This is a genomic window from Bradyrhizobium sp. McL0616 (genome assembly GCF_049993385.1).
GTDB lineage: Bacteria > Pseudomonadota > Alphaproteobacteria > Rhizobiales > Xanthobacteraceae > Bradyrhizobium.
Map to the genome: position 1 here is coordinate 8,611,280 of NZ_CP188255.1, position 25,367 is coordinate 8,636,646.

Sequence of the window (25,367 nt, forward strand, 5' to 3'; positions counted from 1 at the left end):
CAGGACCGGCCGGCCCTGGCGGACCCGCTGGTCCGGGGAGGCCGCAGTTTTGTATCACCGCGTCTCTCGTATCCGGTCCGGACGTGATCTTTACGATACAAGTGGACGGAAACTCCGGTCCAATCCACCGAAACCCTCCGGTCGAAGTGCTCTCGACTTTCACGGTTTTGGTGGGACTGATCTTGATCTCCACGCTGGGCTCGCGCGGCCGTCTTACTCTTCCGACGATGACCAACTCGCCCTGCGATATGGTGGCGGTTGTTATGAATATTTCCGCATGTGCGCTTTCAGTCCACGCAATCGCAAAGCCAGCCATAAGAACTCCAACGGTGCCAAAGGGCTTTGCGAGCATCATGGCCTCCTTGCTTCCCTCACCGCCTCGAAGCGCGTGGCGCACCGACGGGCTAAGTGACCAGCTTGGTACGAAGTCGCCCGTACTCGGTATCGGTTATGGATCCCGACTTCTTGAGCTGGTCGAGCTTGGCAAGTTCGTCTGCGGCACTGAAGCCGACGATCTGCCGCAATTCCTCGCGAGCCCGTTGAGCCTGCTCAGCGTTACGTTCGGCCATGCCTCTGCCTTGGGTGATAAGATACGCAAAGATGCCGAAATAGGAGGTCAGAACCAGCGCGAGCACCCACAGTGCCTTGCCCCATCCGGAGATGTCGTGGCGCCTGAACAGATCGCCGTAGATGACGATGAGCAGCCAGAACCAGACGACAAATGCGAATATCGCAATCATGTCCATCAGGAAATTTCGATAGGTGAATCCCTCTTGTGCGAAGAACATTGTGATCCCCTTGTTGCGTTGCCGTTCCCGACCTTTGTCGCGATCAAGCCTTCCGACCCACCACGCGCTCGTCTAGACGCGCACTCAGCGGCAGTACCGATGTGACACGCGGTGCGACCTTCCGCTTTGCGTGCGATGCCAGCAGCTGCCGTTTCTCCAATAATATCTGTGCCAATGGTGATGCCGGCGGTGGGCACCGGCGACGGCTCCGGCTGTAGCTCCTATTGCGGCGCCGCGACGACCGCCGATGGCACCGCCGATGACCGCGCCGCGAAGCGCACTCTGGCCAAAGGATTCGCTGGAAGGGAGCATTCCTGCGAGCGAGAGCAGAATGACCAATAGCGAAAGCTTTCGCATCTGGTGTTCCCTTCTTCGACTGATCGCTTCGCGCGGGTCGACGCGTTCGCTGGTAGCCAGAACCGGAATATCACTGGCCAGCCAATCGATAAATCCGAACAATCCCATTCGTACCTGAGGGTTTTATCGGATTAACCCCCTGGATTATCCGTGCCTGGGGCGTCAGTGGCGCGGAAACAGCTAGCGCCGTGGCGATGCGGCGTAACGCGGATTGATGCCGCAATAAGCGCTCGTGCCCGAGGCGGCGGCCGTGCATTGCGCGCGGGTGGCAAACTGGCAATTGCCGGGAAAGCCGGCGTGGCGACCGCGCAGGCAATATCGATCTGCCGCGGCAGCCTCGGCTGAACCTGAGAAGACCAGAACCACAAGCATGGTGAGCGATGCCAGCACTGGAACAGTGAGATGCATTGCAACCTCCTTCTGAATGGAGGCGAGTATACTGGCGACGCCAGGGTGCGACCGTCAGTAAAACCCCTCACTGGACCCGGGTTGTTTGTTGAGAGGACCCTCTGAGAGAAGAGCGCTCACGGTATGGTGACAATCGCAAGCTCTCGATGACCCGGACCCGCGAGGCTCCTCCCCCCGCGGCTTTGCTCCCGGACCAGCGGCACGCTGAAAAAGCGGCCGAGGCCAACGCCCGTCAGTGTAGGCTGTGGTCGAACACCACGATAATGCCGGTTGGCTCGGGCTCGTGGGCCGTCAGTTTTGTCAGCTCTGTGTCGTCCCAATCGGCAAGGCTCACGACTTCACCCGTCTCCCGGTCCGCGGCCAGAGATGGCGTGGGCTCGAGGACCTTGAGCCCAATCTCGTCGACGAAGAAGGTGTGGTCGCCGAACATGCTGTTGAGCTGGGGCATGGCGGGATGCTCGTCGGGAAGCACCTGGGCGCCGAGTTGCGTGATGGTCTGCTTCACTTGTGCGGATGTTAGCTTCACGAGCTCGCTCCGTTATGTTCGTGTCCGGTTTGGGCGGCTGGGGCCAAGGCAGGAGTTCCCTGCGCCCTGGCTCGCTTGGCTCAAGTTTCCGAACGGGTGCTGCGCGCAAATGTTCCGGCAAAATGCATCTCGTGATCGTGAGTTGCATCCGCCGTACTGGCGGCGTGCGATCGCCACATCTTGCACATCATTTGGCGCTCCGGGCGCGCCCTATTGTTTGAGCATGATCTTTCCGGAAAACCGCTGCACACTTTTCCTGATCATGCTCTAAAGATCGAAATTCGTAGGCAGCATGACGACGTCGCGAATCGTCATGCCGCGCGGTCGCGTCAGCATGAACATCACGACCTCGGCCACGTCGCTGGCCTCCAGCAGGCTGCCGGAATCTCTCGCCTCCTTCAGCTTCTCAGGCGGCCAGTCCGCGAGCAGTGCGGTGATGACCGGACCAGGCGACACCGATCCCACGCGGATGCCGTGCTTGAACACCTGGCGCCGCACCGTCTGGACGAAGCAATCAATCGCCCATTTCGACGACGCATAGACGGGCTCCCACGGCGTCGGAAAATGGGCCGCGAGCGAGCTCGTGACAATGATGTCGCCGCTCCGGCGTTCGATCATGTGAGGAAGCGCGTCGCGCACGTTCTTCATCACGACGTTGATGTTCAGGTTCAGCATCCGGTCGATCGCGCCATGATCGGCATCTATGAGGTCGCCGCCGACATAGGCGCCCGCATTGGCGTGCAGGATGTCGAGCTGGCCGGTTCGCTCCAGGACCCGCGGCAGCAGCGTGGCGCAGTCTTTGGCGTCGAGCAGATCGATCACGAGCGGGATCAAGGCATCGCCGTGCTTGTCGCGAAGCGCCTTCAGTGCGGCAGCGTCGCGGTCGACCGTCACCACGCGCGCGCCTGCGGCCAGCATCGCTTCGGTGCTGGCCAATCCGATGCCCGATGCGGCCCCCGTCACGACGGCAACCTTGCCTTCCAGTTCGCCTGTCATGGGTTACTCCCGATCGCATGACGCCAAACGGCGCCGCACGCCCCTACTCGCTCCGGTTCTCGCCGACCGACAGCGCGCAGATGCGCGACAGATGTGTGTAGGGCAGGCCGGTCTCCTCGGCCCAGGCGTTGAACTGCGCCTGCACCTTGGCGAGATCACCCTTCGACTTCACCTCTTCGGCGATGTCGAGGCCGGCATCGCGCAAGGACGCAACGACGTCCCTGGATGTGACAAAGCCGTCCCAGCCGACGAAGCGCAGCAGCATCTGGCCGGTGTTGCCGCCTAACCGGCTGCCACGCTTGACCAGGAGATTGAGCAGGCCGATCTCGTCGGACGACGGCCATTTCGCCAGAAACTTGCCAAAACCGCCGTGCTCTTTTGCGATCTCCTGCACGAAGGCCGCGTTGTCGCGCACCGACATGATCTTGGCGCCGTTGCGCACGATGCGCGTGTCGCGCAGCAACGCTTCCCAATAGTCTTCCGGCTGGAAAATGAGCTTGGCCGGCGCGAAGCCCAGGAAGGCGTCTTCAAAGCCGTCCCATTTCGTCTCGATCACGCTCCAGGCAAAGCCCGCGCAAAACACCCGCCTGGTCATCTCGGCGAGGATGCGATCGTCGCCGAGCCTGGCCAGCCGCTTCAGATCGGGCTTGTCCGGCATCAGCCTGTCCAGCGCCTTGGGCCCGCCCTTGCGCTTCTCGGCACGGGCACGAATGGTCTTGAACGAGGTCATGCGGTCACCGCGTTGAGAGCGCGCCACGACATCAGAATTCGACGATCTGGTCCAGCCCTGCGACGCACCGCCACTTGCGCCCGCGACGACGCCGCAGCATGCTTCGTTCGGCCGATCGATTTGCGGCCGTGCTGGTCTGCTTCTTGCTTCATAACGATTTGGAATTCCCGGATATTTTCAATCTCTCGCGGACGGATTTTCAATGCGCTGCCTGGTCGTGGCCGACCTGCACTATTCGCTGCCGCAGTTCGACTGGCTGGTCGGCGCGGCTCCCCAATTCGACCTGGTGATCTTCGCCGGCGATGCGCTGGACATCGGCTCGATGGTGGATTTCCGCGCCCAGATCGTGGTCGTGAAGAAGTACCTTGCGCTGCTCGCGGCCCGGACCAAGGTCATCCTCTGCTCCGGCAATCACGACCTCGACGAGCGCAATGCGGAGGGCGAGAAGGTCTCACGCTGGATCTCGGAGGTGCGCGAACTCGGGATTGCCTGCGACGGCGACGGCCTGACCATCGGCGACACGCTGTTCACGGTGTGCCCGTGGTGGGATGGACCACTGGTCAAGCAGCGCATCACCGAGCAGCTGCGCGATGCCTCCGTGAACCGTCCGCAGCGATGGATCTGGGCGCATCATGCGCCGCCGGCCAATTCACCGACCAGTTGGGGCGGCAAGCGCTTCTTCGGCGATGTCGAACTGGTGCAGTGGATCATGCAGTACCAGCCGTCGATGGTGATCTCGGGCCATGTGCATCAATCGCCCTTCATCACGGACGGCTCGTGGTTCGACCGGCTGGGCCAGACCTGGGTCTTCAACGCCGGCCTGCAACCGGGACGGCCGCCGACGCATATCGTGCTGGACCTCGACGCCAACAAGGCGTTCTGGCTTGCGGCAGGCCAGGCCCAATGGATCGATCTCGGCGCACCGCTGAAGCGGCCGGCCGCTGACGTCGAGGATCCGCCGGACTGGCTTACATCCTTGGGTCGGATTGCCGATCCGATCCTGGCGATACCTCGAGCGGCGGCAGGTTGATCATGCTCTGGAGCACTTCGCCGACCATCGCCAGATGCGTTCCGTGGCCGGCATACTGCCGCTTGAGATCGGCGAGATAGGTGTTGGCGACGTTGAGCCGCTGGGCCAGCGTGCGCGCAAGCAGCAGCGCCACCTCCGGCTTTTGTATGAGGAATGACGCCGCATCCTCGAACTCATAGATGACCGAATCCGAGCTGGCCCGCACCGTTGCGGTATGCGGCAGCCCGAGCAGGACGGACATCTCGCCGAACACCGCTCCGGGCTCGGCGATGGTGGCGACCACCGTATCGCTCTTGAGCACCTCGAGCTTGCCCTCCAGGAGCACGTAGAGGTGACCGCTGCTGGTGCCGCCCTCGGTAACGACGGGCGTGCCGGCCGCAACCTGCCGCTCCGTTCCGCCGGTGCAATGATCCAAAACTGCGCGCATCGTCGAAAGCTCCCATCGCTGGGGATATCCGGACGATACTAGAGCACGATCCGTGCCACGCGGCAAATCAACGCGCGTCCGGCTAGCGAGACGGCCGCTTCGCGAGATGGACCGACTTCCAGTCTCCAAGGCCGGTGTCGCTAAACCCCGCCTTCTTCGCAAGGCCGCGCATTTCGGCATTCGTTCGCGTCGTCTCGCCTGCGATCATGGCGTGGCCGAGATCGATCGCGTGCGATTCCATCGCCGTCATCATCTGCAAGCCGAGGCCCGTGCGCTGGAAAGCATCGGCGACCGACCGGCTCCGCCGGCTCAACAATGGCACCTGGAAATATCTGTGACATGCGCAGCGCTCTCGGCAGGTGGCGTGGACTGCACACCTAGCCGAGACCGCATACTGGCCGCTTGGACATTGCCGGCAATCATGCGGCTGAAAACGAACAGCACGCTGCTCCGCTTCGGCGTCACACACGGGAGAGTGAAGGCACCTCCTCCGGCATGATCGCTTGGAGGCCGCCGAAGCGCCGCTCGCGGCCATGGAAGGACGCCAAGGCCGCGGCGAGATCGCTCGCCTCGAATTCGGGCCACATCCGCTCGGTGAAGTGCAGCTCCGCATAGGCGCCTTCCCACAGCAGGAAGTCCGACAGTCGCTTCTCGCCGCTGGTGCGGATGATGAGATCGACGTCGCGCAAGCCGGCCTCTCCGGTGACGAGCTGCGAGAACGCTTCGCGGGTGAGACTCGTGAGCGCAGCTGCCTTTGCCGCGGCGTTGAGGATGGCGTCGCGCGCGGAATAGTCGACCGCGATGCGCAGATGCAGCGTACCACCATGAGCGGTAGCCGCTTCGGCGCGCGCGATCGCATTGGCGATGCCGTCGGGCAGACGATCTCGACGACCGATCACGGAGAGCCGCACGCCGTTCTTCACCAGGCTCTGCACTTCGTTGGCGAGATAGAAGCGCAACAGCGTCATCAGCGCGGCGACCTCGGCCTTGGGCCGGCGCCAGTTGTCGGTGGAGAACGCGTAGAGCGTCAGCGTGCCGATACCCTGCTTGGGCGCGGCCTCGACGATGCGGCGGATCGCCTCGACGCCGGCCTCGTGGCCGCGCACGCGCGACAGACCGCGCCGTGTGGCCCATCGGCCGTTGCCGTCCATGATGATGCCGACATGAAGCTTCTCGTTTTGGGACGTGACGTCACTTTGCATCGCAAAGTCTCCAGTCAAAAAAGGGGGACGATCAGGTCGAAAGCATGCCGAGGCGCCCGAGCGGCGGCGCCTCGCGGCCGGCCGCTCTGGCGGCGTCGCGTACGAGACGCTCGAGCACGGCGAGATAGTCGAGGAAGCGACGCCGGCCACTCTTGGTCAGGCGGCAGCTGGTGTGCGGGCGGTTGCCCTCATAGCCCTTGGTCACCTCGACGAGGCCGGCTTCCTGGAGCACGGCGAGGTGTCGGCTGAGATTGCCGTCAGTCAGGCCGCAGAGCTGCTTGAGATCGGCGAACGCCAAACCCTTGGGATGCGCCATCAGCGAGGTCAGGAGCCCGAGCCTCGCCTTCTCGTGGATCACGCGGTCGAGCCCTTCATAGGAGAAAGGCGCGCTGTCAATCTTCGACATCATTGTCTCCGGACGCGAAATGCAGAATGGCCGCCATCACCGACTGGCCGATCACGAAGGGCAGTCCCATGGTCCATGGCGACAGCGCGTGGGTCCCGCTCGCCAGCACCACCACCGCAAAGCCCGAGATGAAGTACCAGGCCCCGGCAAACGCCACACTGCGCGGCAACGAGCGGACCGACGCAAAAATCCCAAGTGACACCAGGATCTGCCACAGCCCCGGCAGGAGCCACAACGTCTCGGCTGCGAACTTCCACATCACCACCGCAAGCAGGACGCCGGCGACGCCTGCCGGAAGGAATTGCTCGACCGCCTGGTGGATCATGGCGTCTGCAAGGCCCGAATGATGACGGCGCGAGCGCCCGCGCATCTCGATCCAGATCATCAGGCCCGACAGCGCAGCAGCGATGAACCAGCCGAAGAAGAAGCCGAGCGGCTCGCTCGTGGGATCGCCGAGCAGCCAGAATTGCAGGATCGCGGTAACAAGCGCGATCGCCCCGGTCGCAGCCATCGTCGCCGGACCATAGCCCCGGAACGCCGTGCCGGCCGCAATCTGGTTGCGGATCGCCACGATGTCGGCCAGCGCCTTGTCGAGATCGCGCATCGGCAACGCCAAAACCCCGCTCCACCCGTGATTCCGGGATCATTAGTCCCCGTTACTTTGTACCGCAAAGTATACAGCACCGCAAAGCAAAGGCAAGCCGGAAAGGCGCCGCGAGGAGATCGGATCCGAATGAACAACTGTTGGTTGCGTCGTACCGCCTCCAACAGATAAGATAGGTTCAAAAGCATTCCGGGGGAGGAAGTATGTGGCTTAAGTCGTTTGTCGTTGCGTCTCTGCTGCAGGTGAGCGTCGCCGGCATCGCGCATGCGAAAGGACCATTCGGCAGCGTCAATGTCGGCAACTGGATCGGCGGCGCCTTCAGCAATGACGAGACGGGCGCCTTCTCCCATTGTGCGGCGACGACACCTTATGCGAACGGCGTCATCCTCGTCGTGAGCCAAAATGCTGCCGGCACATGGTCGCTCGCCTTTGCGAGTCCCAGCTACCGCTTCAACAAGGGCGAGAACGCCGCGATCGACGTGACCTTTGACGGGCAGGAGCAAGCCAGACTCTTCGCCACGGCGTATCAGCCCAACATGCTCACGGCCATCATGCCGCTCAATGTTGTGCGTACGTTTCAGAAGGCGAGCCTGATGGTGGCGACAGCCGGCCGCGCCGTCCTGAATTTCGATCTGACCTCAACCGGGCCGGTGATCGCCGCATTGGCCAATTGCGTGACCAAGGTGAAAGCCGACGGGCTCGACAAGGCCGGCGATTTCACCAAGATCGCCGCCAAACCGCAGCCCGCGCCGGACAAGCAGGCGCCACCGGCCGGCAGCAAAGCTGCCGGGGCCAAGAGCGGCACCGGATTCGTGGTCAGCGCGAACGGCCACATCGTCACCAACAACCATGTAATCGACGGCTGCGTCGGCGACATCAAGGGCAACCTCACCGGCGAGGCCTCGATGGTGCTGCGCGTCGTGTCGAGCGATGCAAACAACGATCTCGCTCTCTTGCAGGCGCCGTCGACAGCGACATTCAAGGAGTTTGCCCGGATTCGCGACCGCTCGTTCCACTCCGGCGATTCCGTCGTCGCGATCGGCTTTCCCTACCATGGCTTGCTCACGTCGGACTTCACCGTGACGACCGGTATCGTGAGCTCGCTCAGCGGTATGCGCAACGACACGCGTTTCCTGCAAATCAGCGCGCCCGTGCAGCCCGGCAATAGCGGCGGCCCGCTGTTCGACACCACCGGTCAGATCGTGGGCGTGGTCACCGCAAAGATCCCCGTCCTGCGCATCGCCGCTGCGACCGGCAACATCCCCGAAAACATCAACTTCGCCATCAAGACCGGCGCGCTGCGCGACTTCCTCGACAATTCCGTGGTGCCGTACCAGACCGCGGAGCCGAAGGGCGAGCTCAAGACCACCGACATCGCCGGCAACGCGCGCGCCTACACGATGCTGATCTCGTGCAACGGCACCGAGCAGGCGGATGCGAAGAAGTAGGGAAACGAGAGGCGCGCGCTGCCGCGCCATTCCCCGCTGTCATTCCCCGCGAAAGCGGGGAATCCAGTACGCCGCAGCCTCTCGATTCTAGCACTTCCGTCTCGGAGCCCTGGATCGCCCGATCAAGTCGGGCGATGACAGTTGAGCGTTTGGCGCACAGCGTGCCCCCCTCACTCGTGGCAACACGACCCCTTCGCCACCTGCGGCTCGTACTGGTCGCGCAGCCGCACCCAGTCCATCGGATAGGGCAGGCCGTCCTCGTGACGGCCGAGCGGAGTGAGGTCGAGATATTGATAGGCCGCGTTCATCATGTCGAGGCCGCGGGCAAAGCAGGAATAGGTGTGAAAGATCTCGCCGGCCTCGTTGCGGAAGAACACGCTGATGCCGGGCAGCTCGGGCCCATAGAACGGCGTGGTACCAAAATTGTATCTTGGTACGCCGTTGTCGATCTGCTCGGGCGTGAACGAGACTTCGTAGTCGGTGTTGAAGTCGTTGCCGCCTGAGGAGACCCAGTCGAAGCTCCAGCCCATCCGCGTCTTGAACGCCTCGAGCTTTGCGCTAGGGGCCAGCGAGATCGCGACCATCGTGGTGTCGCGCGCGGCCAGATGCGGCACCATGTGCTCGAAACCGTCGGCCCAGAATGAGCAGCTCTTGCAGGCGGCCTCCCAATCGGGCGCGAACATCACGTGCTGGACGACGAGTTGCGGGCGTCCCTTGAAGAGATCGGCGAGTGTAACCTTGCCGTTCGCGCCTTCGAACACGTAGCTCTTGTCGACCTTTACCCATGGCAGCGCGCGACGCTCCTCGGCAAGCCGTTCGCGGGCCTGGGAGAGTTCCTTCTCATGCGTCAGATGGGTTTTGCGAGCCGCGATCCATTGTTCGCGCGAGACGATCTGATGTTGCTGCATGGTATCCTCCGTTGGGTCAGGCGCCGAACGCGTCGAGCTTGTCGAAGAACGAGCTCCAGCCGCGCTGATGGTTGTCGCGTGCGGTCTCGTCGAAGAACTGGGCGTGATGGAAGATCATCAGCGTGCCTGCGTTGTCCGGCTTCAGCGTGATCGTCACCAGCGATTCGCGTTCCGGCGTCGAATGCCAGGCCCAGGTGAAGACCAGCCGTTCATTCGGCACAACCTCGCGATAGATACCGCTGGCCTCGAAATACTCGCCATCGTCGCGCGTGAAGCTGATGCGGTAATGGCCGCCGGTGCGGACATCGAGTTCGGCGTTCAGCGTGGCCGGCTTCATGTTCGGCGGCCCGAACCACTGCACTAGCTGCTCGGCTTGCGTCCAGGCGGCGTAGATTTTTTCTGGCCGCGCGCGGAGCCGGCGCGTGAGCGTGAGGCTTGGACGTTCCGTGGTGCGGGGATCAGCGTTGACGGCTGCGTTGGCCATGGGTCTTTCTCCACAAAGGCGGCAAGGCGATCGAGATTGTCGGACCAGAATTGCGCGTAGCGATTGAGCCAGTTCATCGCCTGCTCCATCGGTTGCGCGGTGAGCCGGCAGGCGACCGTGCGCCCGCTCTTCTCGCGAACGATCAGACCGGCATCCGTGAGCACGTCGAGATGCTTCATGACCGCCGGCAGCGAGATCGGAAACGGCGCGGCCAGCTCGCTCACCGACAGCGTGTCCTGCTCGCCGAGGCGTGCGAGCAATGCACGCCGCGTCGGGTCGGACAAAGCTGCAAAAGTGCGGTCCAGCGTCTCGTCTTGATACTTAACCATAAGGTTTAGTATAGGCGCGAACGCGACAACGTCAAGCGGCAACCTTGGCGCAGCTAGTTCGGCGAAACGCGCCGCCGGCGTGGCGCGGGCTGTTGCGGTGAGCTTTCAACGATGAAGCGAGGATTTTCGCTGCAATATCCCTTGCGGCCCGACACGCTCAGCAGACACTGCTGACGGGTTTGATACGAGCAGTCGCCGGGATAGCCGTATTCAGAATCAGTGATGCACCACGGATAGTCATAATCGGCCCGTGCCGGACACGTACCGGCGACCCCTGCCAGGATTATGACACCCAGCGCCAAGTGCGTCTTGCGCATGACCTGACCTCCCATGCTTGTCGCGCGAGATACGCCCTCGCATAGAGTCAGGTTTCGGCAGGCCGGTTTATTCCAGAGCCGCTTCATAGAAATCGAGGCGGCGGTCGCTGGCCGCGTACCCCGGCCCTGTCGGTACGGCCGGCTTCATCAGCGTCAGTACGGCACGGGACGCCGGATCTTCCGCCGAGAGTGCGGTTGGGGCTGCTGCACTTGCCCATAGGCGACCAGCGGATTGGGACCGCAGTACAAGAGGCGGCCGGAGACGCTGGCCTGGCATTGTTCATAGGTGCTGTAGGCGCATTCACCGGGATAGTCGTACTCCCCGCCCTGGGCGCACCAGGGATAGTCGCGCGCCGTTGCGGGCTTGACCGTGGCGAAGCCGGAAAGGACCGTCGCGCCAAGCGCCAGCAGTGCCAATTGCATCTTGCGCATGATCCCAACTCCTTTGTTCCTGCCGAAAGATACGGCGCCATCCATGATGAGGTTTCGTCTCGCCGGTTTATTCCAGGTCGACCGAACTAAGGTATGCAAGAAAAAGCCCCGCCATGCGGCGGGGCTCCATGTCCGGTCATCACAAGATCGCTACTCGACCTTGAGGCCGGCGAACTCGACGACTTTTTTCCACTTCGCGGTCTCGGCCTCGATCTCCGTGCCGAACGCCTCCGGAGTCTGCACCAGCGGATCGCCGCCGAGCTCGACCAGGCGCTTGGTCATGTCGGGCTCCTTCATGAGCGTGTTGATTTCAGTGTTGAGCTTGGCGATCAGGTCCTTGGGCATGTTCTTGGGCGCACCCATGCCGAACAGCGCGCTTGCCTCGTAGTCCTTCACGGTCTCGCCGATCGCAGGCACGTCGGGCAGCTGCGGCGAGCGCTGAGCGGTGGTGACGCCGAGCGCGCGAAGCGAGCCGGAACGGATGTGCTGGATGATCGAGGGCATGTTGTCGAAAATTACCTGCACCTGGCCGCCGAGCATGTCGGTGATCGCGGGTGCCGCACCGCGATAGGGCACGTGCTGCATCTTGCAGCCGGTCATCGACATGAACATCTCGCCGGACAGATGCACCGAGGTGCCGTTGCCGGACGAAGCCATGTTCACCTTGCCGGGATTGGCCTTCACGTACTCGATGAACTCGGCGACGTTCTGGGCTGGCACGTCCTTGTTGACGGTCATCACATTCGGCGTGCGCTGGAACGAGGCGATCGGTGCGATGTCGCGCACGAAGTTGAACTTGAGGTTGGCGTAGAGCGTCGCGTTGATAAAGTTCGCGGGATTGACCAGCAGCACGGTATAGCCGTCGGGCTCGGCGTTGATGACGGATTCGGTGCCGATATTGTTGCCGGCGCCCGGCTTGTTCTCGATCACGAATTGCTGGCCGAGCCGTTCCGACAGCCGCTGGCCGATCAGCCGCGCCAAAATGTCGGTGGCGCCGCCCGGCGGATAGCCGACCACGAACTTCACCGGCCGGGTCGGATAATCCGCGGCAAAGGCCTTCGACAGCGGGCTGGCTGCAAGCGGACTGGCGGCGAGCAGGCCCAGCGCGGTACGGCGAGTGATCATCTCAAGGATTCTCCCAACGTGTTGTTCTTGAAAGCCAGATGTCTTGAAAGTGGCGTCAGCGGCGTTGTAACAAAGCGCGCCGCACGCGGAAAGTGCGCAACACACATGGCGACGAAAGGATAAGGCATGCCGGTCAAGGTAGAAGCCCTCGATCATCTCGTGATCAATGTCGCCGACGTCGCAGTGACCACCGAGTGGTACCGCAAAATTCTCGGCATGGAAGTCAAGGTGTTCGACCCCGGCGGCGGCAAAGCGCCGCGGACTTCGCTGCAATTTGGTCAACAGAAGATCAATGTCAGGCCGCGCAATGCCGACAAGGTGGAGTGGTTCACCGCCGACCATCAGACCGCCGGCAGCGAAGATTTATGCTTCCTCACCTCCGCGACGCCGGACGAGGTGGTGGCGCATTTGCAAGCACATGGCGTCGCGATCGCAGAAGGCCCGGTTCCCAAGCAAGGCGCCCGCGGCACGCTGCGTTCGGTCTATTGCCGGGACCCGGATGGCAGCCTGATCGAGATTTCGTCGTACGAGGATTGAGGCGCGGCCAGCGCATTTGCTCCACGCGCCATCCGATGGCAGAAAGACTCCCGATAACGAAAGCAGCCGCCTCGAAGCAGGCTGCACGGGAGGATGCATGCCAGTTCAACAGACCCCAGCCGGAATCGTAGGACCGTTCGCCGGCCTCGACGTGCCCTGGCTGCTCAGGATGCGCGCCGAGGTGCGCAGCTCACATCCGTTCCTGATCTGGGCGCCGTTCGACGCGCCGGCGCGGCGCTGGAGTTATGGCGAGTTTCACGAGCGGGTCGGCGCGCTCACCGCGGGGCTGGCAAAGCGCGGCATCAAGCCGGGCGAATATGTGCTCATCCATCTGGACAATTGCATCGAGGCGATGCTGGCCTGGTTCGCCTGCGTCGAGCTTGGCGCTATCGCGGTGACCACCAACACCCGCTCGGCACCGGCCGAGATCGAATATTTCGCGGACCATTGCGGCGCGGTCGCCGCCATCACGCAGCCTGCCTATGCGGAGATCGTCGCGCAGAACTGCCGTAATTTGCGCTGGATGGCCGTCACTTCGCACGATGCAGGCGCGGCACCTGCGCAAACTGTCTCACGCAGCGACAGCTTTGAGTCGCTGTTCGCCGACAGCGCCGATCGTCCCCGGCGCGCTACCGATCCGCTCGCGCCGTGCAGCGTGCAATACACCTCGGGCACGACATCGCGCCCCAAGGCGGTGCTCTGGACTCACGCCAACGCGCTGTGGGGCGCCAAGATCAACGCCGCGCATGAGGACCTGCATACGAGTGACGTGCACCAAGCCTATCTGCCGCTGTTCCACACCAACGCGCTGGCTTATTCCATGCTGGCGACGCTGTGGGTCGGCGCATCTTGCGTGATCCAGCCGCGCTTCTCCGCCAGCCGGTTCTGGCACGTCGCGCGCGAGCACGGATCGACCTGGACCTCGACGATACCGTTCTGCATGAAGGCGCTGCTCGAGCAGGAGATCCCGAGGGACCACAAATTCCGCCTGTGGGGCACCGCGATCAACGAGCCGCCGGCGTTCGCCGCGTTCGGCGTCAAGATGATCGGCTGGTGGGGCATGACCGAGACCATCACCCATGGCATCGTCGGCGAGGTCGACCAGCCCAACATCCCGATGTCGATCGGTCGCGCCGCGCCGGAATACGAGATCCGCATCACCGATGATGACGGCCGGCCGACCGAAATCGGCGACACCGGCAATCTCTCGATCAAGGGCATTGTCGGCCTGTCGCTGTTCGCCGAATACCTCCACAACGAGACCGCGACACGCGAGAGCTTTGACGAACACGGCTTCTTCATCACCGGCGACCGCGTCACGCTGCTGGAGAATGGCTTCATCAAGTTCGGCGACCGCGCCAAGGACATGCTGAAGGTCGGCGGCGAGAACGTCGCGGCCTCCGAGATCGAGCAAGTGATCGCAGTGGTCCCCGGCGTGCGCGAGGCGGCCGTGGTGGCCAAGAAGCATCCGATGCTGGACGAGGTGCCGGTCGTCTTCATCATCCCGCACGGCGGCGTCGCGGCTGCGCCACCCGACCTGCACGACTGCGTGATGGCCGCCTGCCGCAAAGGCCTCGCCGACTTCAAGGTGCCGCGCGAGATCAGGCTGGTCGACGACATGCCGCGCTCGACGCTGGAGAAGGTGGCGAAGGCGGAGCTGCGGAAGATGGTGGAGTAGCAGCAAAGCCGTCAGAACGACCCCAGCGCGACGGGCCGGAACGCCTGCAACAGCTGCTGATCGAGCTTGCCGCCCATGCCTTCCATCATCGTGAAGGCGCGCGAGTGGGTGAAGGGCATGCGGTAGGCGCGCTTCTCCACCAGCGCGGCGTAGATGTCGACGATGGTGGTGACCCGCACGATATCGCTGATCTGGTTCGACGAGAGGCCGTTGGGATAGCCGGTGCCGTCGAGAAATTCGTGATGATGCAGAACCACATCCAGCATCTCCGGCGGGAAGCCGCCTTGTGCTGCGAGCGCGTCATAGCCGCGGCGCGGATGCTCGCGAAGCTCGGCCATTTCCTCGTCGGTGAGCTTGCCGGGCTTGTCGAGCAGCGAGGCGGGAACGAAGGCCTTGCCGACGTCGTGCAGCAGCGCGGCGCGGGTCAGCCGGCGCTGATCGTCCTCGCGCATGCCGAGATGCTGGGCGAAGGAGACTGCAAAGCCGGTGACGAACAGACAGTGACGATAGCTGCCGACATGGTGACAGCCGACGGTGGTGAGCCATTCGCGCAGCGAGGAATGCTTGATCGCCTTGAGGATCTTGCTTTCGGCGGCGACAATGTCGTCGAAGGTCAGGGGAATGCCGAGCGGCAGTTTCTCGAACATCTTCCGGAGTACCGCATGCGCCGCCTCGACGCCGCGGTTGAGCGTCTTGCCGCGATCAGTCTCGTCATAGATCGTGGTGTCGGGAAACGCCGCGCGGATGCGCTGCAGGATCGCGTCGGGCTGAAGCGGGCGCGAGATGGTGTCGGTGGCGCCGAGCGCCCAGGCCTGCATGGTGCCGTGATGAAGCGCGTCAGCGAGCACAAACAGCCGCGGCATCGAGCGATAGGCATCGCCGCGCAGCTTGTTGCGCACCCGCTGCACGCTCTCGGGCGAACGCAGATTGATGTCGACCACAAGGCCGGAGAGATCGCGTGACGGCTGCTCGGGAATGGCCTGGGTCGTCACCGTCGAGACATCGCCGACCGCCTTCAGGATGCCGGCGAGCTCGTTGCTCTCGTCGCTCCGGTCGGAGGCGAGCAAAAGCCGGCGTTTGGCGGCTGGTTTGGCTGACGCGTTCATGGCTTCCCCAAAAGCACGGGACTGGATTTGGCGTCAGCCTAAGCCGGATTAGGTTCTCCGGCCCTTAAGAGGCGTGCTCAATGGGACCCTGCGGAATTGGGTGCAATTTTAGGGATTTCGGCCGGGCCGGCGGGGTCCCGACAAAAAACCGCGAAAACAACCCCATGCACAGTAGACAGGCCATTGGAAGGACTTAGCTTTTTGGAACGAAAAATCCGCCGGAGGCTGCCCTCCGGCGGATCGTCTCAAGCAGCCTTGGACCGCCTTACGCCTTCATGCCCGCCTTCACGGCCTCGGCCGTGATCGGCAGCGCACGCACGCGGGCGCCGGAGGCGTTGAAGATGGCGTTGCCTATGGCCGGGGCAATCACCGTCACCGCAGGCTCGCCGACGCCGGTGGCCTTTTCGCCGTTGGCAATCACGGCGATTGCGACCTCGGGCACCTGGCTCATGCGCAAGGGCGTATAGCCATCGAAGTTGGTCTGCTCGATGCCACCGTCCTTCAGCGTCGCCTTTTCGTACATCGCCAGCGACAGGCCCCACATCGCCGCACCCTCGACCTGGGCGCGGATGTTGTCGGGATGCACTTGCGTGCCGACATCGGTTGCGACCGTGAGCTTCTTCACGGTCACCTCGCCCGAGGGCGCCACAGCAACGTGGGCGACGCAGGCCGTCCAGCTTGCGGTCGCGCGTTCCTGCGACGAGACGCAGGCGACGCCCATGCCCTCGCCTTTCGGCAGTTGCTTGGTGCCATAACCGGCAAGGCCCATCGCGGCCAGCAGCGTGTTGCGCAGCCGCTGCGCGCCGCCGTCGTTCTTGCCAGCGCCGTCGAGCAGCGAGATACGGAACTGGGCCGGATCCTTGCCGGTCGCAACCGCGATCTCGTCGATCATGCATTCGACCGCCCAGAACGTCCAGCCCGGCGCCACCGAGCGGAGCTGACCGGACGGGGTGGCGTTGTGCGCCATCTCGTTCTTGATCGCCCGCACAGTATGGTTGGGGACGGTGTAGAAGAAGTCCGACCCGTTCACCGTGAAGGCGTCGAGCGGACCTTTCTTGTCGACCGAGGGCGACAGGAAGTCCGGGATGCCCCAGCGCTGAGTCGGCCAGGCCGAGACCACGTCGTGGCTGAGCGCGACCAGCTTGCCGTCGCCGTCCACGCCGGCCTTCACCTTCTGGAAGGTGAGCGGACGCGAGAAATCCATCGTCATGTCGTTCTCGCGCGTGTAGATCACCTTCACCGGCTTGCCGATGGCCTTTGCCGCCTGCACGGCCGGCACCATCATGTCGGCATCCAGCCTGCGGCCAAAGCCGCCGCCGAGCCACATCTGGTGCATGACCACGAATTTCGGATCGATCCCGGCCGCACCCGCGGCGATCGCGCCGGAGCGCGTCGCGAACTGGTTGCCGGAATAGATGTGCAGGATGTCGCCCTTGAACTCCGCGGTGGCGTTCATCGGCTCCATCGGCGCGTGGATGTTGATGCTGGTGGTGTACTCCGCCTCCAGCACCTTTGCGGCCGTGCCAAACGCCGCCGCCGGATCGCCGTCCTTGACGAAGAACTGGCCGGAATCCTCCAGCTTTTGAAGCCGCTTTGCTTCGTCGAGCAGCGACTGGCTCGACACCTTCGCGTTCGGACCGCCGTCATAGGCGATCTTCAACGCCGCAGCGGCCTTCTTCGCCTGCGCATAAGTGTTGGCCACCGCCACCACCCAGCCGGTCGTCGTTTGGGTCTTGTCGTCGAGGGTCACGGCCTTGATGAAGCCCGGTACCTTCTTGGCATCGCTGTCATCGACCGATTTCACCGTGGCGCCGAAGCGCACCGGCGGCGTGACGACGGCACCATAGGCCATGCCCGGCAGCATCACGTCGATGCCATACTTGGCCGTGCCGTTGGTCTTGGAGGGGATGTCGAGCTGCGGCACCGACACGCCGATCATGCTGTACTGATCCGGCGTCTTCAGCTTGATCGCCTTGAGCTCATCCGGCGTGAAGGTTTTCGTCGCCTTGCCGCTCTTGACGACATCGGCGAACGACATCTGCTTCTTCGACTTCGGATGCGCGATCACGGAATCGCGCACCACGAGCTCTGACGCCGGCACGCCCATGGAAGCGGCCGCACCTTCGGTCAAGGCCATCCGTCCGGCGGCGCCGGCCCGGCTCATCGCGTCGAAATTCATCATGGTCGACCAGCTGCCGCCGGTGATCTGCGCCCCCAGCACGGGGTCGTTGAATTTCGGATCGTTGGAGGCAAGATTAACCCGCATGTCGCTCCATTTCGCACCGAGCTCCTCAGCTACGATCTGCGCCATGGTGGAGGCGATGTGCTGGCCCATGTCGGCCTTGCCGCAGGTCACGGTGACCAAACCATCGGGCGCGATCGCATACCAGACGCTCGGCTCGAAGTTGGACGGCGCGGCGAGCGCCTCACCGATTCCGGGTACGCCGGCATAGCCGAGCACGAGGCCGGTCGCGGCGGTGCCGACCAGGAAGGAGCGGCGGCTGAGATCGGTCGCCTCGGGGGTGACGTTCTTCACGTGCTTATTCATGTGGGCCTCCGCTCGTTGCCGGCAGCGGATGCGGTGCGCATTTCGGTAGCCGCGCGCATGATCGCCTTCTGGATCCGCGAATAGGTCATGCAACGGCAGAGATTGCCGTCCATATGCGCCACGACCTCTTCCTTGGTCGGATTGGAATTCTTCGCCAGCAGCGACGCTGCCTGCATGATCTGCCCGGACTGACAGTAGCCGCATTGCGGCACCTGCTCGGCGATCCACGCCTTCTGCAGGGGATGATCACCCTTGGCGGAGAGGCCTTCGATGGTGGTGATCTTCTTGCCGGCGACATCACTGAGCATGGTCTGGCACGAGCGGACGGCTTCGCCGTTGACGTGCACGGTGCAGGCACCGCACAGGCCGGCACCGCAGCCGAATTTCGTGCCGGTCATCTGCAATTGTTCGCGGATAGCCCAAAGGAGCGGCGTGTCGTTTGCCGCATCCACGGACAGACTCCGCCCGTTGATGGTGAGCGTTGGCATAGGCGTCTTCCCCTGCCGGTGCATGAAGCCGCTTACGGCGGCAACTTGTGTAGCGGACGCCCACCGGGTCGGCGGCCGCCTTGACCGCAAGAATGATCGGGTTCGAAGCCAGAGGCAAATGCAATTTGGAATCGATCGAAACTATCTCGACACCTACTTGTTGTGCGTTGCGACAACGGCAGCGGCGCAGCGACTCAACGCAACAGATGGCGCACCAGACATGCTTGCCATCGCGACCGCGACGGTTTCCTCCAAGTAACCCTGCGGGCTAGGATGGGGAGCAAGCACAACAATAAGGGTGGGTGGAATGCCAAGGATCGATCGGGACGGCGTCGATATCTATTATGAAGTCCATGGCGAAGGACCTCCGCTGCTGCTTACGCACGGCTATTCATCGACCTCGGCGATGTGGCACGGGCAAGTCGATGCACTCGCCAAGGACCACAGGCTCGTGCTGTGGGACATGCGCGGCCACGGCCAGTCCGATTATCCCGATGATCCCGGCGCCTACAGCGAAGCGCTCACGGTCGGCGACATGGCGGCGATCCTCGACGCGATCGGCGCGGAGCGCGCCATCATCGGTGGATTGTCGCTCGGCGGCTACATGTCGCTCGCCTTCTATCGCGCCCATCCAGAGCGCGCCCGCGCGCTGCTGATCGTCGACACCGGTCCCGGCTTCAAGAAAGACGACGCGCGCGAGGCCTGGAATGCGCGGGCGCTCGGCACGGCCGACAAGCTCGACCGCGAAGGTCTCGAGATGCTGAAGGCGGCGACCCGGGAACGCGCCACCGCCAGCCATCGCAATGCCAAGGGACTGGCGCTGGCCGCGCGCGGCATGCTGACCCAGCGCGATGCGCGGGTGATCGAGCTGTTACCGGACATCAAGGTGCCGTCGCTGATCGTGGTCGGCGCCGACGACACGCCGTTCCTCGCGGCGTCCGACTACATGGCCAACAAAATCCCCGGCGCACAAAAAACCGTGATCCCCGCGGCCGGACACGCCGTCAACATCGATCAGCCGCAGGCTTTTGTTGACGCGGTGGTGCCTTTCCTGAAGAACTTGCCGGGATAGGCGATCAGACGGAGACGCAGACGATGAAGCGAGCGATGCTGGCTGCGAGCGCAGTGGCGACACTCATCGCAACATCGGTGCAAGCCGAGCCGTTCGGTGGGACGCCGCCGCGCCTGCCTTTCGTCGCGACCTTGTCGAACACCACGCCGCTGGCGTTCGGGATGGACGCGGGGCAGACCGCGCAAGCGCTGGGGCAACCCTTGCAATATGTCCGCGGCCGCCCCGGCAACGAGATCTACCTCGCTCTGCGCAACCTCGGCGGAAGTGGACTGATCCCCTACCGCCACCGCCTGTTCCTGCAATTCCGTCATGGACGGCTGGCGGGATGGAAGGAGGATTACGGCGAGAACTGGATGTGGGAGTGACGTGCCACCTCTCATGGCGCGGGGCAATCGTATATGGCGGCAGCGCTATTGTGCGCTGAAGTTTGCCACACCGTCATGGCCGGGCTTGTCCCGGCCATCCACGTGCTTCTGACTCGGAAACGAAGACGTGGATGCCCGGGACAAGCCCGGGCATGACGAGTTTGTGGAGCGAGCGGAATTCCAGATCGACAATCAACCAAGAAGGACAACCCGCGTGGGACAAGACATCATACTGACGGCCTCCGACAATTTCCAGCTTGGCGCCTATCGCGCTGACCCTGCCAGCGCGCCGAAGGGCGCGGTGGTGGTGATCCAGGAAATTTTCGGGGTCAATCATCACATCCGCTCGGTCTGCGATCGCCTCGCCAAGGAAGGCTATGTCGCGATCGCGCCGTCGATCTTCGATCGCACGTCGCCCGGCTTCCAGTCCGGCTACACGCCCGATGAGATCGCAGAGGCGCGCAAGTTCGTCGCTAGTCCAGACTGGGAGGCGATGCTGCGCGACACCCAGGCCGCGATCGACGCGGTGAAGAGCGTTGGCCCCGTGGGCATCATCGGCTTTTGTCTCGGCGGCAGCATCGCCTTTGTCGCGGCGACGCGGCTGTCGGGCCTCAAGGCCGCGGTCGGCTACTACGGCGGCGCGGTCGTGCGCTTTGCCGACGAGACACCGAAGGCGCCGACACAACTGCATTTCGGCGCGAAGGATGCCGGCATTCCCCTGACCGACGTCGAAACCGTCAAGACGAAGCGGCCGGACGTGGAAGTCTTCATCTATCCGGGCGCCCAGCACGGTTTTCATTGCGACGAGCGCGCGAGCTACGACAAGGCCAGCGCCGACATCGCCTGGCCGCGCAGCCTGGAGTTTTTCGCGAAGCATTTGAAATAGCCTCCGTCATTCCGGGATGCGCCGCGAAGCGGTGCAGGCCCGGAATCCATCGTGCGTCAGAAACGGCGGCGCAATGGATTCCGGGCTCGCGCTACGCGCGCCCCGGAATGACGAGAGGAGAGAGTCTTCTTAGAACCAGCGCTCGCCGACGAACACGGTGTCGCCGGGGCTGACGGGCGTGCCGAGCGGGACGATGGCGCGCATCGAGCCGCCGGCTTCGGTGTGGGTGACGGTGACCACGTCGCGCTTGGCGCGAGGCGAAAAGCCGCCGGCGATCGCGACGGCGCTTTCGACGGTCATGTTCGGCACGTAAGGATATTGGCCGGGGGCGGAGACTTCGCCGAGAATGAAGAACGGGCGATAGGCTTCGATCTCGACGGCAACCGAGGGCTCGCGGATAAAGCCGTTGCGCAAGCGTGCGGCGATCTCGCCGGCGAGACCCGCCGGGGTGCGGCCGCGCGCCGGCACTCCACCGATCAGCGGCATGGTAATGGAGCCGCCGGCATCGATGGCGTAGCTGTTGGTGAGACCTTCCTGGCCGTAGACCACGACGCGCAGCCTGTCGCCGGCATCGAGATGATAGGAGGAGTCGTAGCGGACCGGCGCCGCCATCGGCACGGCGTAGCCGACCGGCATGGGTGCAGGGCCAGAGGCAAAGGAATTGCTCAGCGCCGCGATGGCACCACCGCCGTCGGCAACGACGACAGGCTGCGGCGCGCTGTAGGGCTGGCCATAGGCCATGGAGTCGAGATCGGCGCGCGGCTGCACGTATGCGACGGGACCGGCGGTCTGCATGCAGCCGCCAAGGGTCAGCGCGGCGGACGCTGCCAAGATCGACCATGTAAACGCGCGCGCAACCGGCACCGGAGCCATCCCTGAAAACGAGACCGGTCCAGTGATGCACTGGTTATGGTTAACAAAGCATTGAGGATAGGGATGTGGAGCGGCGCTGCGAGCGCGGTGCGCTCCCTCGCCCGCTTGCGGGAGAGGGTTGGGGAGAGGGTGCTTCCGCGGAGGGGCTCCCAATGAGGAGAGAGCCCTCACCCGCATTGCATCTCTCGATGCAACGCGACCTCTCCCGCTAGCGGGAGAGGTGAACCGAGTTTGTGGCTGGGCCTACGCGCTCACACCAACGCCGATCTGACAGGACACGCCGGTGCCGCCCAAGCCGCAATAGCCGGCGGGATTCTTGGCCAGATATTGCTGATGATAGTCCTCGGCGAAGTAGAACGCGCCGGCGGGCGCGACCTCGGTGGTGATGGCGCCGAGACCCTTGGCAGCAAGCGCCTTCTGGTAGAGCGCCTTCGACTCGTCGGCCGCTGTCTTCTGCGCGTCGTTGAACGTGTAGATCGCGCTTCGGTACTGCGTGCCGACGTCGTTGCCCTGGCGCATGCCCTGTGTCGGGTTGTGACTCTCCCAGAACGTCTTCAGGAGCTTCTCGTAGGAGATCCTCTTCGGATCGAACACGACCAGCACCACTTCGGTGTGCCCGGTGCGCCCCGAACAGGTCTCTTCATAGGTCGGGTTCGGCGTGTGACCGCCGGCATAGCCGACAGCGGTGGCGTAAACGCCATCGCCGAGCTCCCAGAACTTGCGCTCGGCACCCCAGAAGCAGCCGAGCCCGAACACGGCCTGCTCGAGGCCGGCGGGATAAGGCGGTGCCAGCTTCGCGCCGTTGACGAAATGAGTGGTTGCGGTCGGAATGGCTTGCGCACGGCCCGGCAGCGCTTCGGTGGCGCTCGGCAATGCGGTGGTCTTGCGCATGAACAACATGATTGGGTCTCCGCGAACGAGCTGTCCGTCGCTTGAGCCAATTCAAGAGGCCAAGGGCTCAGGCGGCGTGCTCGCGATCAGGTGGGAATATAGGTCTTTACGCGCAAAGGGGCAGCCCCGTTACGCGGCCCCTCATCTGCGGCACTCAGTCCCGGGAATAGCCGATCAGCGGCTTGCGCGGCCGGAACAGGATCATCAGCAGGATGCCCAGAATGCCGAGCACGGCGAAAACCGGCTGATCCAGCACCAGGCGGATCACCGAGGTCCAGAGCCAGGGCGCCTTGGCTTCGACCCAGGTCCGGAACGCCGTCTGGCTGGCCTGATTGATGTCGTTCCAGAACTGGCCGAACCGGGTGAATTTCAGGGTCTGGTCGGCTACCCAGCGGGCGCCGTCATAGACCATGAAGATGAACCCGCCGGCCAACAGCAACAGCCCAATCAGTCGGAAAAAGCCGCGGATCATGCCTCACCCTTTATGGTCGTCCGACCGGACGACCTTGGAAACGCCGCCAGCCAATAGCCGGGAGGCGGCAGAAATTCAACCTCTTCAGGGCGTTACGGCCCGCTTTGGAACGCTCAAGGACCGGTTTTCCAGCCCCGGAAAGCGTTGACGGTGCCAAAGACCCCCTCTATAAGGGCGCCAACTGGCGGTGGGCGCAATCCTGCCGCCGCTGTTCTTTGAGCACCTGTAGATGACGCCGCAAGGCCGTCGCTCATGTTCCGGGAATAGCCTTAGCAACCGAACACCCTAAATCCGAGCGTCGATTACGCGGTCAAGCAGCCGGCGCTACCCGACCAAGACGCGACCGGTACCGCAAAGGATATTGAGACCATGGCCAACACCACTTCCGCCAAGAAAGCGACGCGCAAGATCGCCCGCCGCACCGCCGTCAACAAGTCGCGCCGCACCCAGATGCGCGGTGCCGTGCGTACCGTCGAAGAAGCCATCAAGAGCGGCGACCGCGCCGCCGCCGTCAAGGCGCTGGCGAGTGCCGAGCCCGCGCTGATGCGCGCAGCGCAGCGCAACATCGTTCACAAGAACAACGCCAGCCGCAAAGTCTCGCGCCTCACCGCGCAGATCGCCAAGCTCGCCAAGTAGACTTACCAAGTAAACTTGCCAGCCAAGTTCGCGAAGCAAGTTCGTCGCGCAATCCGGTCGCCTCATTCGATCGGTTGAACCAATCGAACATCGCGCTCGTCAACAGCCCGGCTTCGTGCCGGGCTTTTTGTTGCCTGTCACAATTCACGCTTGCGGTCGTCGGGCGACCAATCTGCGTTGGAAGACTTTTGTCGTATCCACCAGGCTGCGCCCGCAATTTTACCTGTCGGTGTTTTTGCAACAGCGGAAACTTTCACTGCGGTGCAAAAAACCCCTGCGGGGCGGGGCTAACTCACATCTGCACGCGTGCGCGTTCTGCACACCGTAGTTTCCCCGGAACATGTTTCGCATCGGGTTACCCTGTGAAACGAGACTCAAAAAACGATGTCTCGCTAATCACTTATCGACATAGTGGTGCCAAGCATTTGAAAAAATCCCCCGCACGGCACGCGCGTGACGCTTTTGTAAAAAATTTTTGGCGGTGGCGGAGAATTGTCACATGACGCGCCGCATTTTCGAATCTGTGCACGAATCCAGAAACTTGCTCTCGAGCCTGTGAACAACTCGCGCGCGGCGTTAACGCTGGTCAAGATTTTTAACGGCTCAAGTCTGAATCAATTTCATTGCGAGTCTTTCCGCTTGGTGTATTCCTTAAGTCGTCCGCAGCGCCCACGATCTTGAGACCAGCGCGGTTTTGGAAACGGGGCGAGCGTGCAAATCGGCGGCGGTGTGCACGTAGGCGACGCTTCAACAAGCGATTGTCGGTTCAAAACCTACAGCAATGTGGGAACGGTAGCTCTTTGCCTGAATGTCTCCAAGCGGGATCTTAATCGATCTCGCTCGCGCCAAGCGCTTGTGAGAGACGTCGTGAAGCTACCCCGACACGCCTGATGGCGAAGCCGAGCGGACGACACGAACAGACGGGCGGGACATCCGCGACTTTTGACGCGGTTGTCTTCAAGACACGCAGGACCTTGTCGTGAGCGATCACGGCAGGATGGGGAGGTATCATGTCTTACGGACGCAACGCGGTATTCAAACACGTTTCCTATTCCCACAATGCCGTTCTGGATCCGTCGGACGCCCAGCCCTCCGCGTGTGACGGGGCGCCGAGTACGCGCTGACCTCGCGAACCCTCCATCTCTGACATCGCTGATCTGACCGCGGCGTTCGCGCCGAACGGCAGAGCTATGCCTGATGATGGACTCGCTTGAGGTCGCGCCATTTTAGAGATCCTGGCAGGAACTCTGCATGGCGCTCACAACGCAACTTTACCTCTCAGTAGAAGTTTTCAAACG

29 protein-coding genes and 1 pseudogene are annotated in these 25,367 nt (G+C 63.2%); 8 read left to right on the forward strand and 22 right to left on the reverse strand.

Going from position 1 to position 25,367, the window contains the following annotated elements:
* Nucleotides 1–404 precede the first annotated feature (404 nt).
* From ACPPVR_RS41460 to ACPPVR_RS41480, 5 genes are all read right to left on the reverse strand, one after another.
* A complete protein-coding gene (locus tag ACPPVR_RS41460; RefSeq protein ID WP_426612245.1) occupies nt 405–788 on the reverse strand; it encodes a PLD nuclease N-terminal domain-containing protein in 384 nt (127 codons plus the stop codon).
* A 537-nt stretch (nt 789–1,325) separates the two neighbouring features.
* Complete coding sequence (locus ACPPVR_RS41465; protein WP_426612246.1) at nt 1,326–1,553, reverse strand: DUF3551 domain-containing protein; 228 nt, start codon at nt 1,551–1,553, stop codon at nt 1,326–1,328.
* A 232-nt stretch (nt 1,554–1,785) separates the two neighbouring features.
* The gene (locus tag ACPPVR_RS41470) at nt 1,786–2,079 is read right to left on the reverse strand and encodes a hypothetical protein (RefSeq protein ID WP_426612247.1); all 294 of its coding nucleotides are present in this window, start codon (nt 2,077–2,079) and stop codon (nt 1,786–1,788) included.
* A 267-nt stretch (nt 2,080–2,346) separates the two neighbouring features.
* On the reverse strand, nt 2,347–3,075 hold the full coding sequence (locus ACPPVR_RS41475; protein WP_426612248.1) for an SDR family oxidoreductase: 729 nt from the start codon (nt 3,073–3,075) through the stop codon (nt 2,347–2,349).
* A gap of 43 nt (nt 3,076–3,118) precedes the next feature.
* Entirely contained in the window at nt 3,119–3,805 is a 687-nt protein-coding gene (locus ACPPVR_RS41480) for a DNA-3-methyladenine glycosylase I (RefSeq protein ID WP_426612249.1), read from the reverse strand.
* Nucleotides 3,806–4,007: 202 nt separating this feature from the next.
* On the opposite strand from ACPPVR_RS41480, the gene ACPPVR_RS41485 reads away from it, so the two are divergent.
* Nucleotides 4,008–4,835: a metallophosphoesterase family protein gene (locus ACPPVR_RS41485; RefSeq protein ID WP_426612250.1), complete on the forward strand. Its 828-nt coding sequence runs from the start codon at nt 4,008–4,010 to the stop codon at nt 4,833–4,835.
* Here the strand turns inward: ACPPVR_RS41485 and ACPPVR_RS41490 are convergent.
* The 5 genes and pseudogenes from ACPPVR_RS41490 to ACPPVR_RS41510 form a co-directional block, all read right to left on the reverse strand.
* Nucleotides 4,774–5,262: a Crp/Fnr family transcriptional regulator gene (locus ACPPVR_RS41490; protein WP_426612251.1), complete on the reverse strand. Its 489-nt coding sequence runs from the start codon at nt 5,260–5,262 to the stop codon at nt 4,774–4,776. The genes ACPPVR_RS41485 and ACPPVR_RS41490 overlap by 62 nt on opposite strands.
* 82 nt (nt 5,263–5,344) lie before the next feature.
* Nucleotides 5,345–5,557, reverse strand: a pseudogene (locus ACPPVR_RS41495) (N-acetyltransferase family protein); the annotation flags it as partial.
* Between the two features lie 166 nt (nt 5,558–5,723).
* Nucleotides 5,724–6,464, reverse strand: a complete 741-nt coding sequence (locus ACPPVR_RS41500; protein ID WP_426612252.1) for a di-trans,poly-cis-decaprenylcistransferase — start codon at nt 6,462–6,464, stop codon at nt 5,724–5,726.
* A gap of 31 nt (nt 6,465–6,495) precedes the next feature.
* Nucleotides 6,496–6,870: a transcriptional regulator gene (locus tag ACPPVR_RS41505; RefSeq protein WP_426612253.1), complete on the reverse strand. Its 375-nt coding sequence runs from the start codon at nt 6,868–6,870 to the stop codon at nt 6,496–6,498.
* Nucleotides 6,857–7,474, reverse strand: coding sequence for a hypothetical protein (locus ACPPVR_RS41510; protein WP_426612254.1), 618 nt, complete (start codon nt 7,472–7,474; stop codon nt 6,857–6,859). Before ACPPVR_RS41510 ends, ACPPVR_RS41505 begins: the two co-directional genes overlap by 14 nt.
* 203 nt (nt 7,475–7,677) lie before the next feature.
* Between ACPPVR_RS41510 and ACPPVR_RS41515 the strand changes: the two genes are divergently transcribed.
* Entirely contained in the window at nt 7,678–8,922 is a 1,245-nt protein-coding gene (locus tag ACPPVR_RS41515; protein WP_426612255.1) for a S1C family serine protease, read from the forward strand.
* 170 nt (nt 8,923–9,092) lie between these two features.
* Here the strand turns inward: ACPPVR_RS41515 and ACPPVR_RS41520 are convergent, their stop codons facing one another.
* The 6 genes from ACPPVR_RS41520 to ACPPVR_RS41545 all read right to left on the reverse strand — a co-directional run bounded on the left by ACPPVR_RS41520 (nt 9,093) and on the right by ACPPVR_RS41545 (nt 12,517).
* Nucleotides 9,093–9,830: a DUF899 domain-containing protein gene (locus tag ACPPVR_RS41520; RefSeq protein WP_426612256.1), complete on the reverse strand. Its 738-nt coding sequence runs from the start codon at nt 9,828–9,830 to the stop codon at nt 9,093–9,095.
* Between the two features lie 16 nt (nt 9,831–9,846).
* A complete protein-coding gene (locus tag ACPPVR_RS41525) occupies nt 9,847–10,191 on the reverse strand; it encodes an SRPBCC family protein (RefSeq protein ID WP_426612257.1) in 345 nt (114 codons plus the stop codon).
* Nucleotides 10,191–10,643 (reverse strand): ArsR/SmtB family transcription factor, encoded by a 453-nt coding sequence (locus ACPPVR_RS41530; protein WP_426612258.1) that lies wholly within the window; start codon nt 10,641–10,643, stop codon nt 10,191–10,193. Before ACPPVR_RS41530 ends, ACPPVR_RS41525 begins: the two co-directional genes overlap by 1 nt.
* A gap of 53 nt (nt 10,644–10,696) precedes the next feature.
* Entirely contained in the window at nt 10,697–10,960 is a 264-nt protein-coding gene (locus ACPPVR_RS41535) for a DUF3551 domain-containing protein (RefSeq protein ID WP_426612259.1), read from the reverse strand.
* A 153-nt stretch (nt 10,961–11,113) separates the two neighbouring features.
* A complete protein-coding gene (locus tag ACPPVR_RS41540; RefSeq protein WP_426612260.1) occupies nt 11,114–11,392 on the reverse strand; it encodes a DUF3551 domain-containing protein in 279 nt (92 codons plus the stop codon).
* 150 nt (nt 11,393–11,542) lie between these two features.
* Nucleotides 11,543–12,517 (reverse strand): Bug family tripartite tricarboxylate transporter substrate binding protein, encoded by a 975-nt coding sequence (locus ACPPVR_RS41545; RefSeq protein WP_426612261.1) that lies wholly within the window; start codon nt 12,515–12,517, stop codon nt 11,543–11,545.
* 126 nt (nt 12,518–12,643) lie between these two features.
* Between ACPPVR_RS41545 and ACPPVR_RS41550 the strand changes: the two genes are divergently transcribed.
* Both ACPPVR_RS41550 and ACPPVR_RS41555 read left to right on the forward strand, forming a co-directional pair.
* A complete protein-coding gene (locus tag ACPPVR_RS41550; RefSeq protein ID WP_426612262.1) occupies nt 12,644–13,054 on the forward strand; it encodes a VOC family protein in 411 nt (136 codons plus the stop codon).
* 97 nt (nt 13,055–13,151) lie between these two features.
* Nucleotides 13,152–14,732: an AMP-binding protein gene (locus ACPPVR_RS41555; RefSeq protein WP_426612263.1), complete on the forward strand. Its 1,581-nt coding sequence runs from the start codon at nt 13,152–13,154 to the stop codon at nt 14,730–14,732.
* Nucleotides 14,733–14,743: 11 nt separating this feature from the next.
* Here the strand turns inward: ACPPVR_RS41555 and ACPPVR_RS41560 are convergent, their stop codons facing one another.
* The 3 genes from ACPPVR_RS41560 to ACPPVR_RS41570 form a co-directional block, all read right to left on the reverse strand.
* A complete protein-coding gene (locus ACPPVR_RS41560) occupies nt 14,744–15,838 on the reverse strand; it encodes an HD-GYP domain-containing protein (RefSeq protein WP_426612264.1) in 1,095 nt (364 codons plus the stop codon).
* 265 nt (nt 15,839–16,103) lie between these two features.
* Complete coding sequence (locus ACPPVR_RS41565; protein ID WP_426612265.1) at nt 16,104–18,386, reverse strand: molybdopterin cofactor-binding domain-containing protein; 2,283 nt, start codon at nt 18,384–18,386, stop codon at nt 16,104–16,106.
* Entirely contained in the window at nt 18,383–18,874 is a 492-nt protein-coding gene (locus ACPPVR_RS41570; RefSeq protein WP_426612266.1) for a (2Fe-2S)-binding protein, read from the reverse strand. Before ACPPVR_RS41570 ends, ACPPVR_RS41565 begins: the two co-directional genes overlap by 4 nt.
* A gap of 307 nt (nt 18,875–19,181) precedes the next feature.
* Here ACPPVR_RS41570 and ACPPVR_RS41575 point away from each other — a divergent pair, with 307 nt between their 5' ends.
* The 3 genes from ACPPVR_RS41575 (at nt 19,182) to ACPPVR_RS41585 (ending at nt 21,197) form a co-directional block, all read left to right on the forward strand.
* Nucleotides 19,182–19,946 (forward strand): alpha/beta fold hydrolase, encoded by a 765-nt coding sequence (locus ACPPVR_RS41575; protein WP_426612267.1) that lies wholly within the window; start codon nt 19,182–19,184, stop codon nt 19,944–19,946.
* Between the two features lie 23 nt (nt 19,947–19,969).
* Nucleotides 19,970–20,311, forward strand: a complete 342-nt coding sequence (locus ACPPVR_RS41580; protein ID WP_426612268.1) for a hypothetical protein — start codon at nt 19,970–19,972, stop codon at nt 20,309–20,311.
* Between the two features lie 214 nt (nt 20,312–20,525).
* Nucleotides 20,526–21,197 (forward strand): dienelactone hydrolase family protein, encoded by a 672-nt coding sequence (locus tag ACPPVR_RS41585; RefSeq protein ID WP_426612269.1) that lies wholly within the window; start codon nt 20,526–20,528, stop codon nt 21,195–21,197.
* A 129-nt stretch (nt 21,198–21,326) separates the two neighbouring features.
* On the opposite strand, the gene ACPPVR_RS41590 is transcribed toward ACPPVR_RS41585, so the two are convergent.
* From ACPPVR_RS41590 to ACPPVR_RS41600, 3 genes are all read right to left on the reverse strand, one after another.
* On the reverse strand, nt 21,327–22,061 hold the full coding sequence (locus ACPPVR_RS41590; RefSeq protein ID WP_426612270.1) for a polysaccharide biosynthesis/export family protein: 735 nt from the start codon (nt 22,059–22,061) through the stop codon (nt 21,327–21,329).
* A gap of 252 nt (nt 22,062–22,313) precedes the next feature.
* The gene (gene msrA / locus ACPPVR_RS41595; protein ID WP_426612271.1) at nt 22,314–22,970 is read right to left on the reverse strand and encodes a peptide-methionine (S)-S-oxide reductase MsrA; all 657 of its coding nucleotides are present in this window, start codon (nt 22,968–22,970) and stop codon (nt 22,314–22,316) included.
* 145 nt (nt 22,971–23,115) lie between these two features.
* On the reverse strand, nt 23,116–23,433 hold the full coding sequence (locus ACPPVR_RS41600; protein WP_091898220.1) for a hypothetical protein: 318 nt from the start codon (nt 23,431–23,433) through the stop codon (nt 23,116–23,118).
* A 369-nt stretch (nt 23,434–23,802) separates the two neighbouring features.
* On the opposite strand from ACPPVR_RS41600, the gene rpsT reads away from it, so the two are divergent.
* On the forward strand, nt 23,803–24,069 hold the full coding sequence (rpsT, locus tag ACPPVR_RS41605; RefSeq protein WP_426612272.1) for a 30S ribosomal protein S20: 267 nt from the start codon (nt 23,803–23,805) through the stop codon (nt 24,067–24,069).
* Nucleotides 24,070–25,367 lie beyond the last annotated feature (1,298 nt).

Excerpts from the sequence above, each read along its gene's own strand:
- ACPPVR_RS41460 (WP_426612245.1), bottom strand. The coding sequence starts at position 788 with ATGTTCTTCGCACAAGAGGGATTCACCTATCGAAATTTCCTGATGGAC.
- ACPPVR_RS41465 (WP_426612246.1), bottom strand. The coding sequence starts at position 1,553 with ATGCATCTCACTGTTCCAGTGCTGGCATCGCTCACCATGCTTGTGGTT.
- ACPPVR_RS41475 (WP_426612248.1), bottom strand. The coding sequence starts at position 3,075 with ATGACAGGCGAACTGGAAGGCAAGGTTGCCGTCGTGACGGGGGCCGCA.
- ACPPVR_RS41480 (WP_426612249.1), bottom strand. The coding sequence starts at position 3,805 with ATGACCTCGTTCAAGACCATTCGTGCCCGTGCCGAGAAGCGCAAGGGC.
- ACPPVR_RS41485 (WP_426612250.1), top strand. The coding sequence starts at position 4,008 with ATGCGCTGCCTGGTCGTGGCCGACCTGCACTATTCGCTGCCGCAGTTC.
- ACPPVR_RS41490 (WP_426612251.1), bottom strand. The coding sequence starts at position 5,262 with ATGCGCGCAGTTTTGGATCATTGCACCGGCGGAACGGAGCGGCAGGTT.
- ACPPVR_RS41500 (WP_426612252.1), bottom strand. The coding sequence starts at position 6,464 with ATGCAAAGTGACGTCACGTCCCAAAACGAGAAGCTTCATGTCGGCATC.
- ACPPVR_RS41505 (WP_426612253.1), bottom strand. The coding sequence starts at position 6,870 with ATGTCGAAGATTGACAGCGCGCCTTTCTCCTATGAAGGGCTCGACCGC.
- ACPPVR_RS41510 (WP_426612254.1), bottom strand. The coding sequence starts at position 7,474 with ATGCGCGATCTCGACAAGGCGCTGGCCGACATCGTGGCGATCCGCAAC.
- ACPPVR_RS41515 (WP_426612255.1), top strand. The coding sequence starts at position 7,678 with ATGTGGCTTAAGTCGTTTGTCGTTGCGTCTCTGCTGCAGGTGAGCGTC.
- ACPPVR_RS41520 (WP_426612256.1), bottom strand. The coding sequence starts at position 9,830 with ATGCAGCAACATCAGATCGTCTCGCGCGAACAATGGATCGCGGCTCGC.
- ACPPVR_RS41530 (WP_426612258.1), bottom strand. The coding sequence starts at position 10,643 with ATGGTTAAGTATCAAGACGAGACGCTGGACCGCACTTTTGCAGCTTTG.
- ACPPVR_RS41535 (WP_426612259.1), bottom strand. The coding sequence starts at position 10,960 with ATGCGCAAGACGCACTTGGCGCTGGGTGTCATAATCCTGGCAGGGGTC.
- ACPPVR_RS41540 (WP_426612260.1), bottom strand. The coding sequence starts at position 11,392 with ATGCGCAAGATGCAATTGGCACTGCTGGCGCTTGGCGCGACGGTCCTT.
- ACPPVR_RS41545 (WP_426612261.1), bottom strand. The coding sequence starts at position 12,517 with ATGATCACTCGCCGTACCGCGCTGGGCCTGCTCGCCGCCAGTCCGCTT.
- ACPPVR_RS41550 (WP_426612262.1), top strand. The coding sequence starts at position 12,644 with ATGCCGGTCAAGGTAGAAGCCCTCGATCATCTCGTGATCAATGTCGCC.
- ACPPVR_RS41555 (WP_426612263.1), top strand. The coding sequence starts at position 13,152 with ATGCCAGTTCAACAGACCCCAGCCGGAATCGTAGGACCGTTCGCCGGC.
- ACPPVR_RS41560 (WP_426612264.1), bottom strand. The coding sequence starts at position 15,838 with ATGAACGCGTCAGCCAAACCAGCCGCCAAACGCCGGCTTTTGCTCGCC.
- ACPPVR_RS41565 (WP_426612265.1), bottom strand. The coding sequence starts at position 18,386 with ATGAATAAGCACGTGAAGAACGTCACCCCCGAGGCGACCGATCTCAGC.
- ACPPVR_RS41570 (WP_426612266.1), bottom strand. The coding sequence starts at position 18,874 with ATGCCAACGCTCACCATCAACGGGCGGAGTCTGTCCGTGGATGCGGCA.
- ACPPVR_RS41575 (WP_426612267.1), top strand. The coding sequence starts at position 19,182 with ATGCCAAGGATCGATCGGGACGGCGTCGATATCTATTATGAAGTCCAT.
- ACPPVR_RS41580 (WP_426612268.1), top strand. The coding sequence starts at position 19,970 with ATGAAGCGAGCGATGCTGGCTGCGAGCGCAGTGGCGACACTCATCGCA.
- msrA (WP_426612271.1), bottom strand. The coding sequence starts at position 22,970 with ATGTTGTTCATGCGCAAGACCACCGCATTGCCGAGCGCCACCGAAGCG.
- ACPPVR_RS41600 (WP_091898220.1), bottom strand. The coding sequence starts at position 23,433 with ATGATCCGCGGCTTTTTCCGACTGATTGGGCTGTTGCTGTTGGCCGGC.
- rpsT (WP_426612272.1), top strand. The coding sequence starts at position 23,803 with ATGGCCAACACCACTTCCGCCAAGAAAGCGACGCGCAAGATCGCCCGC.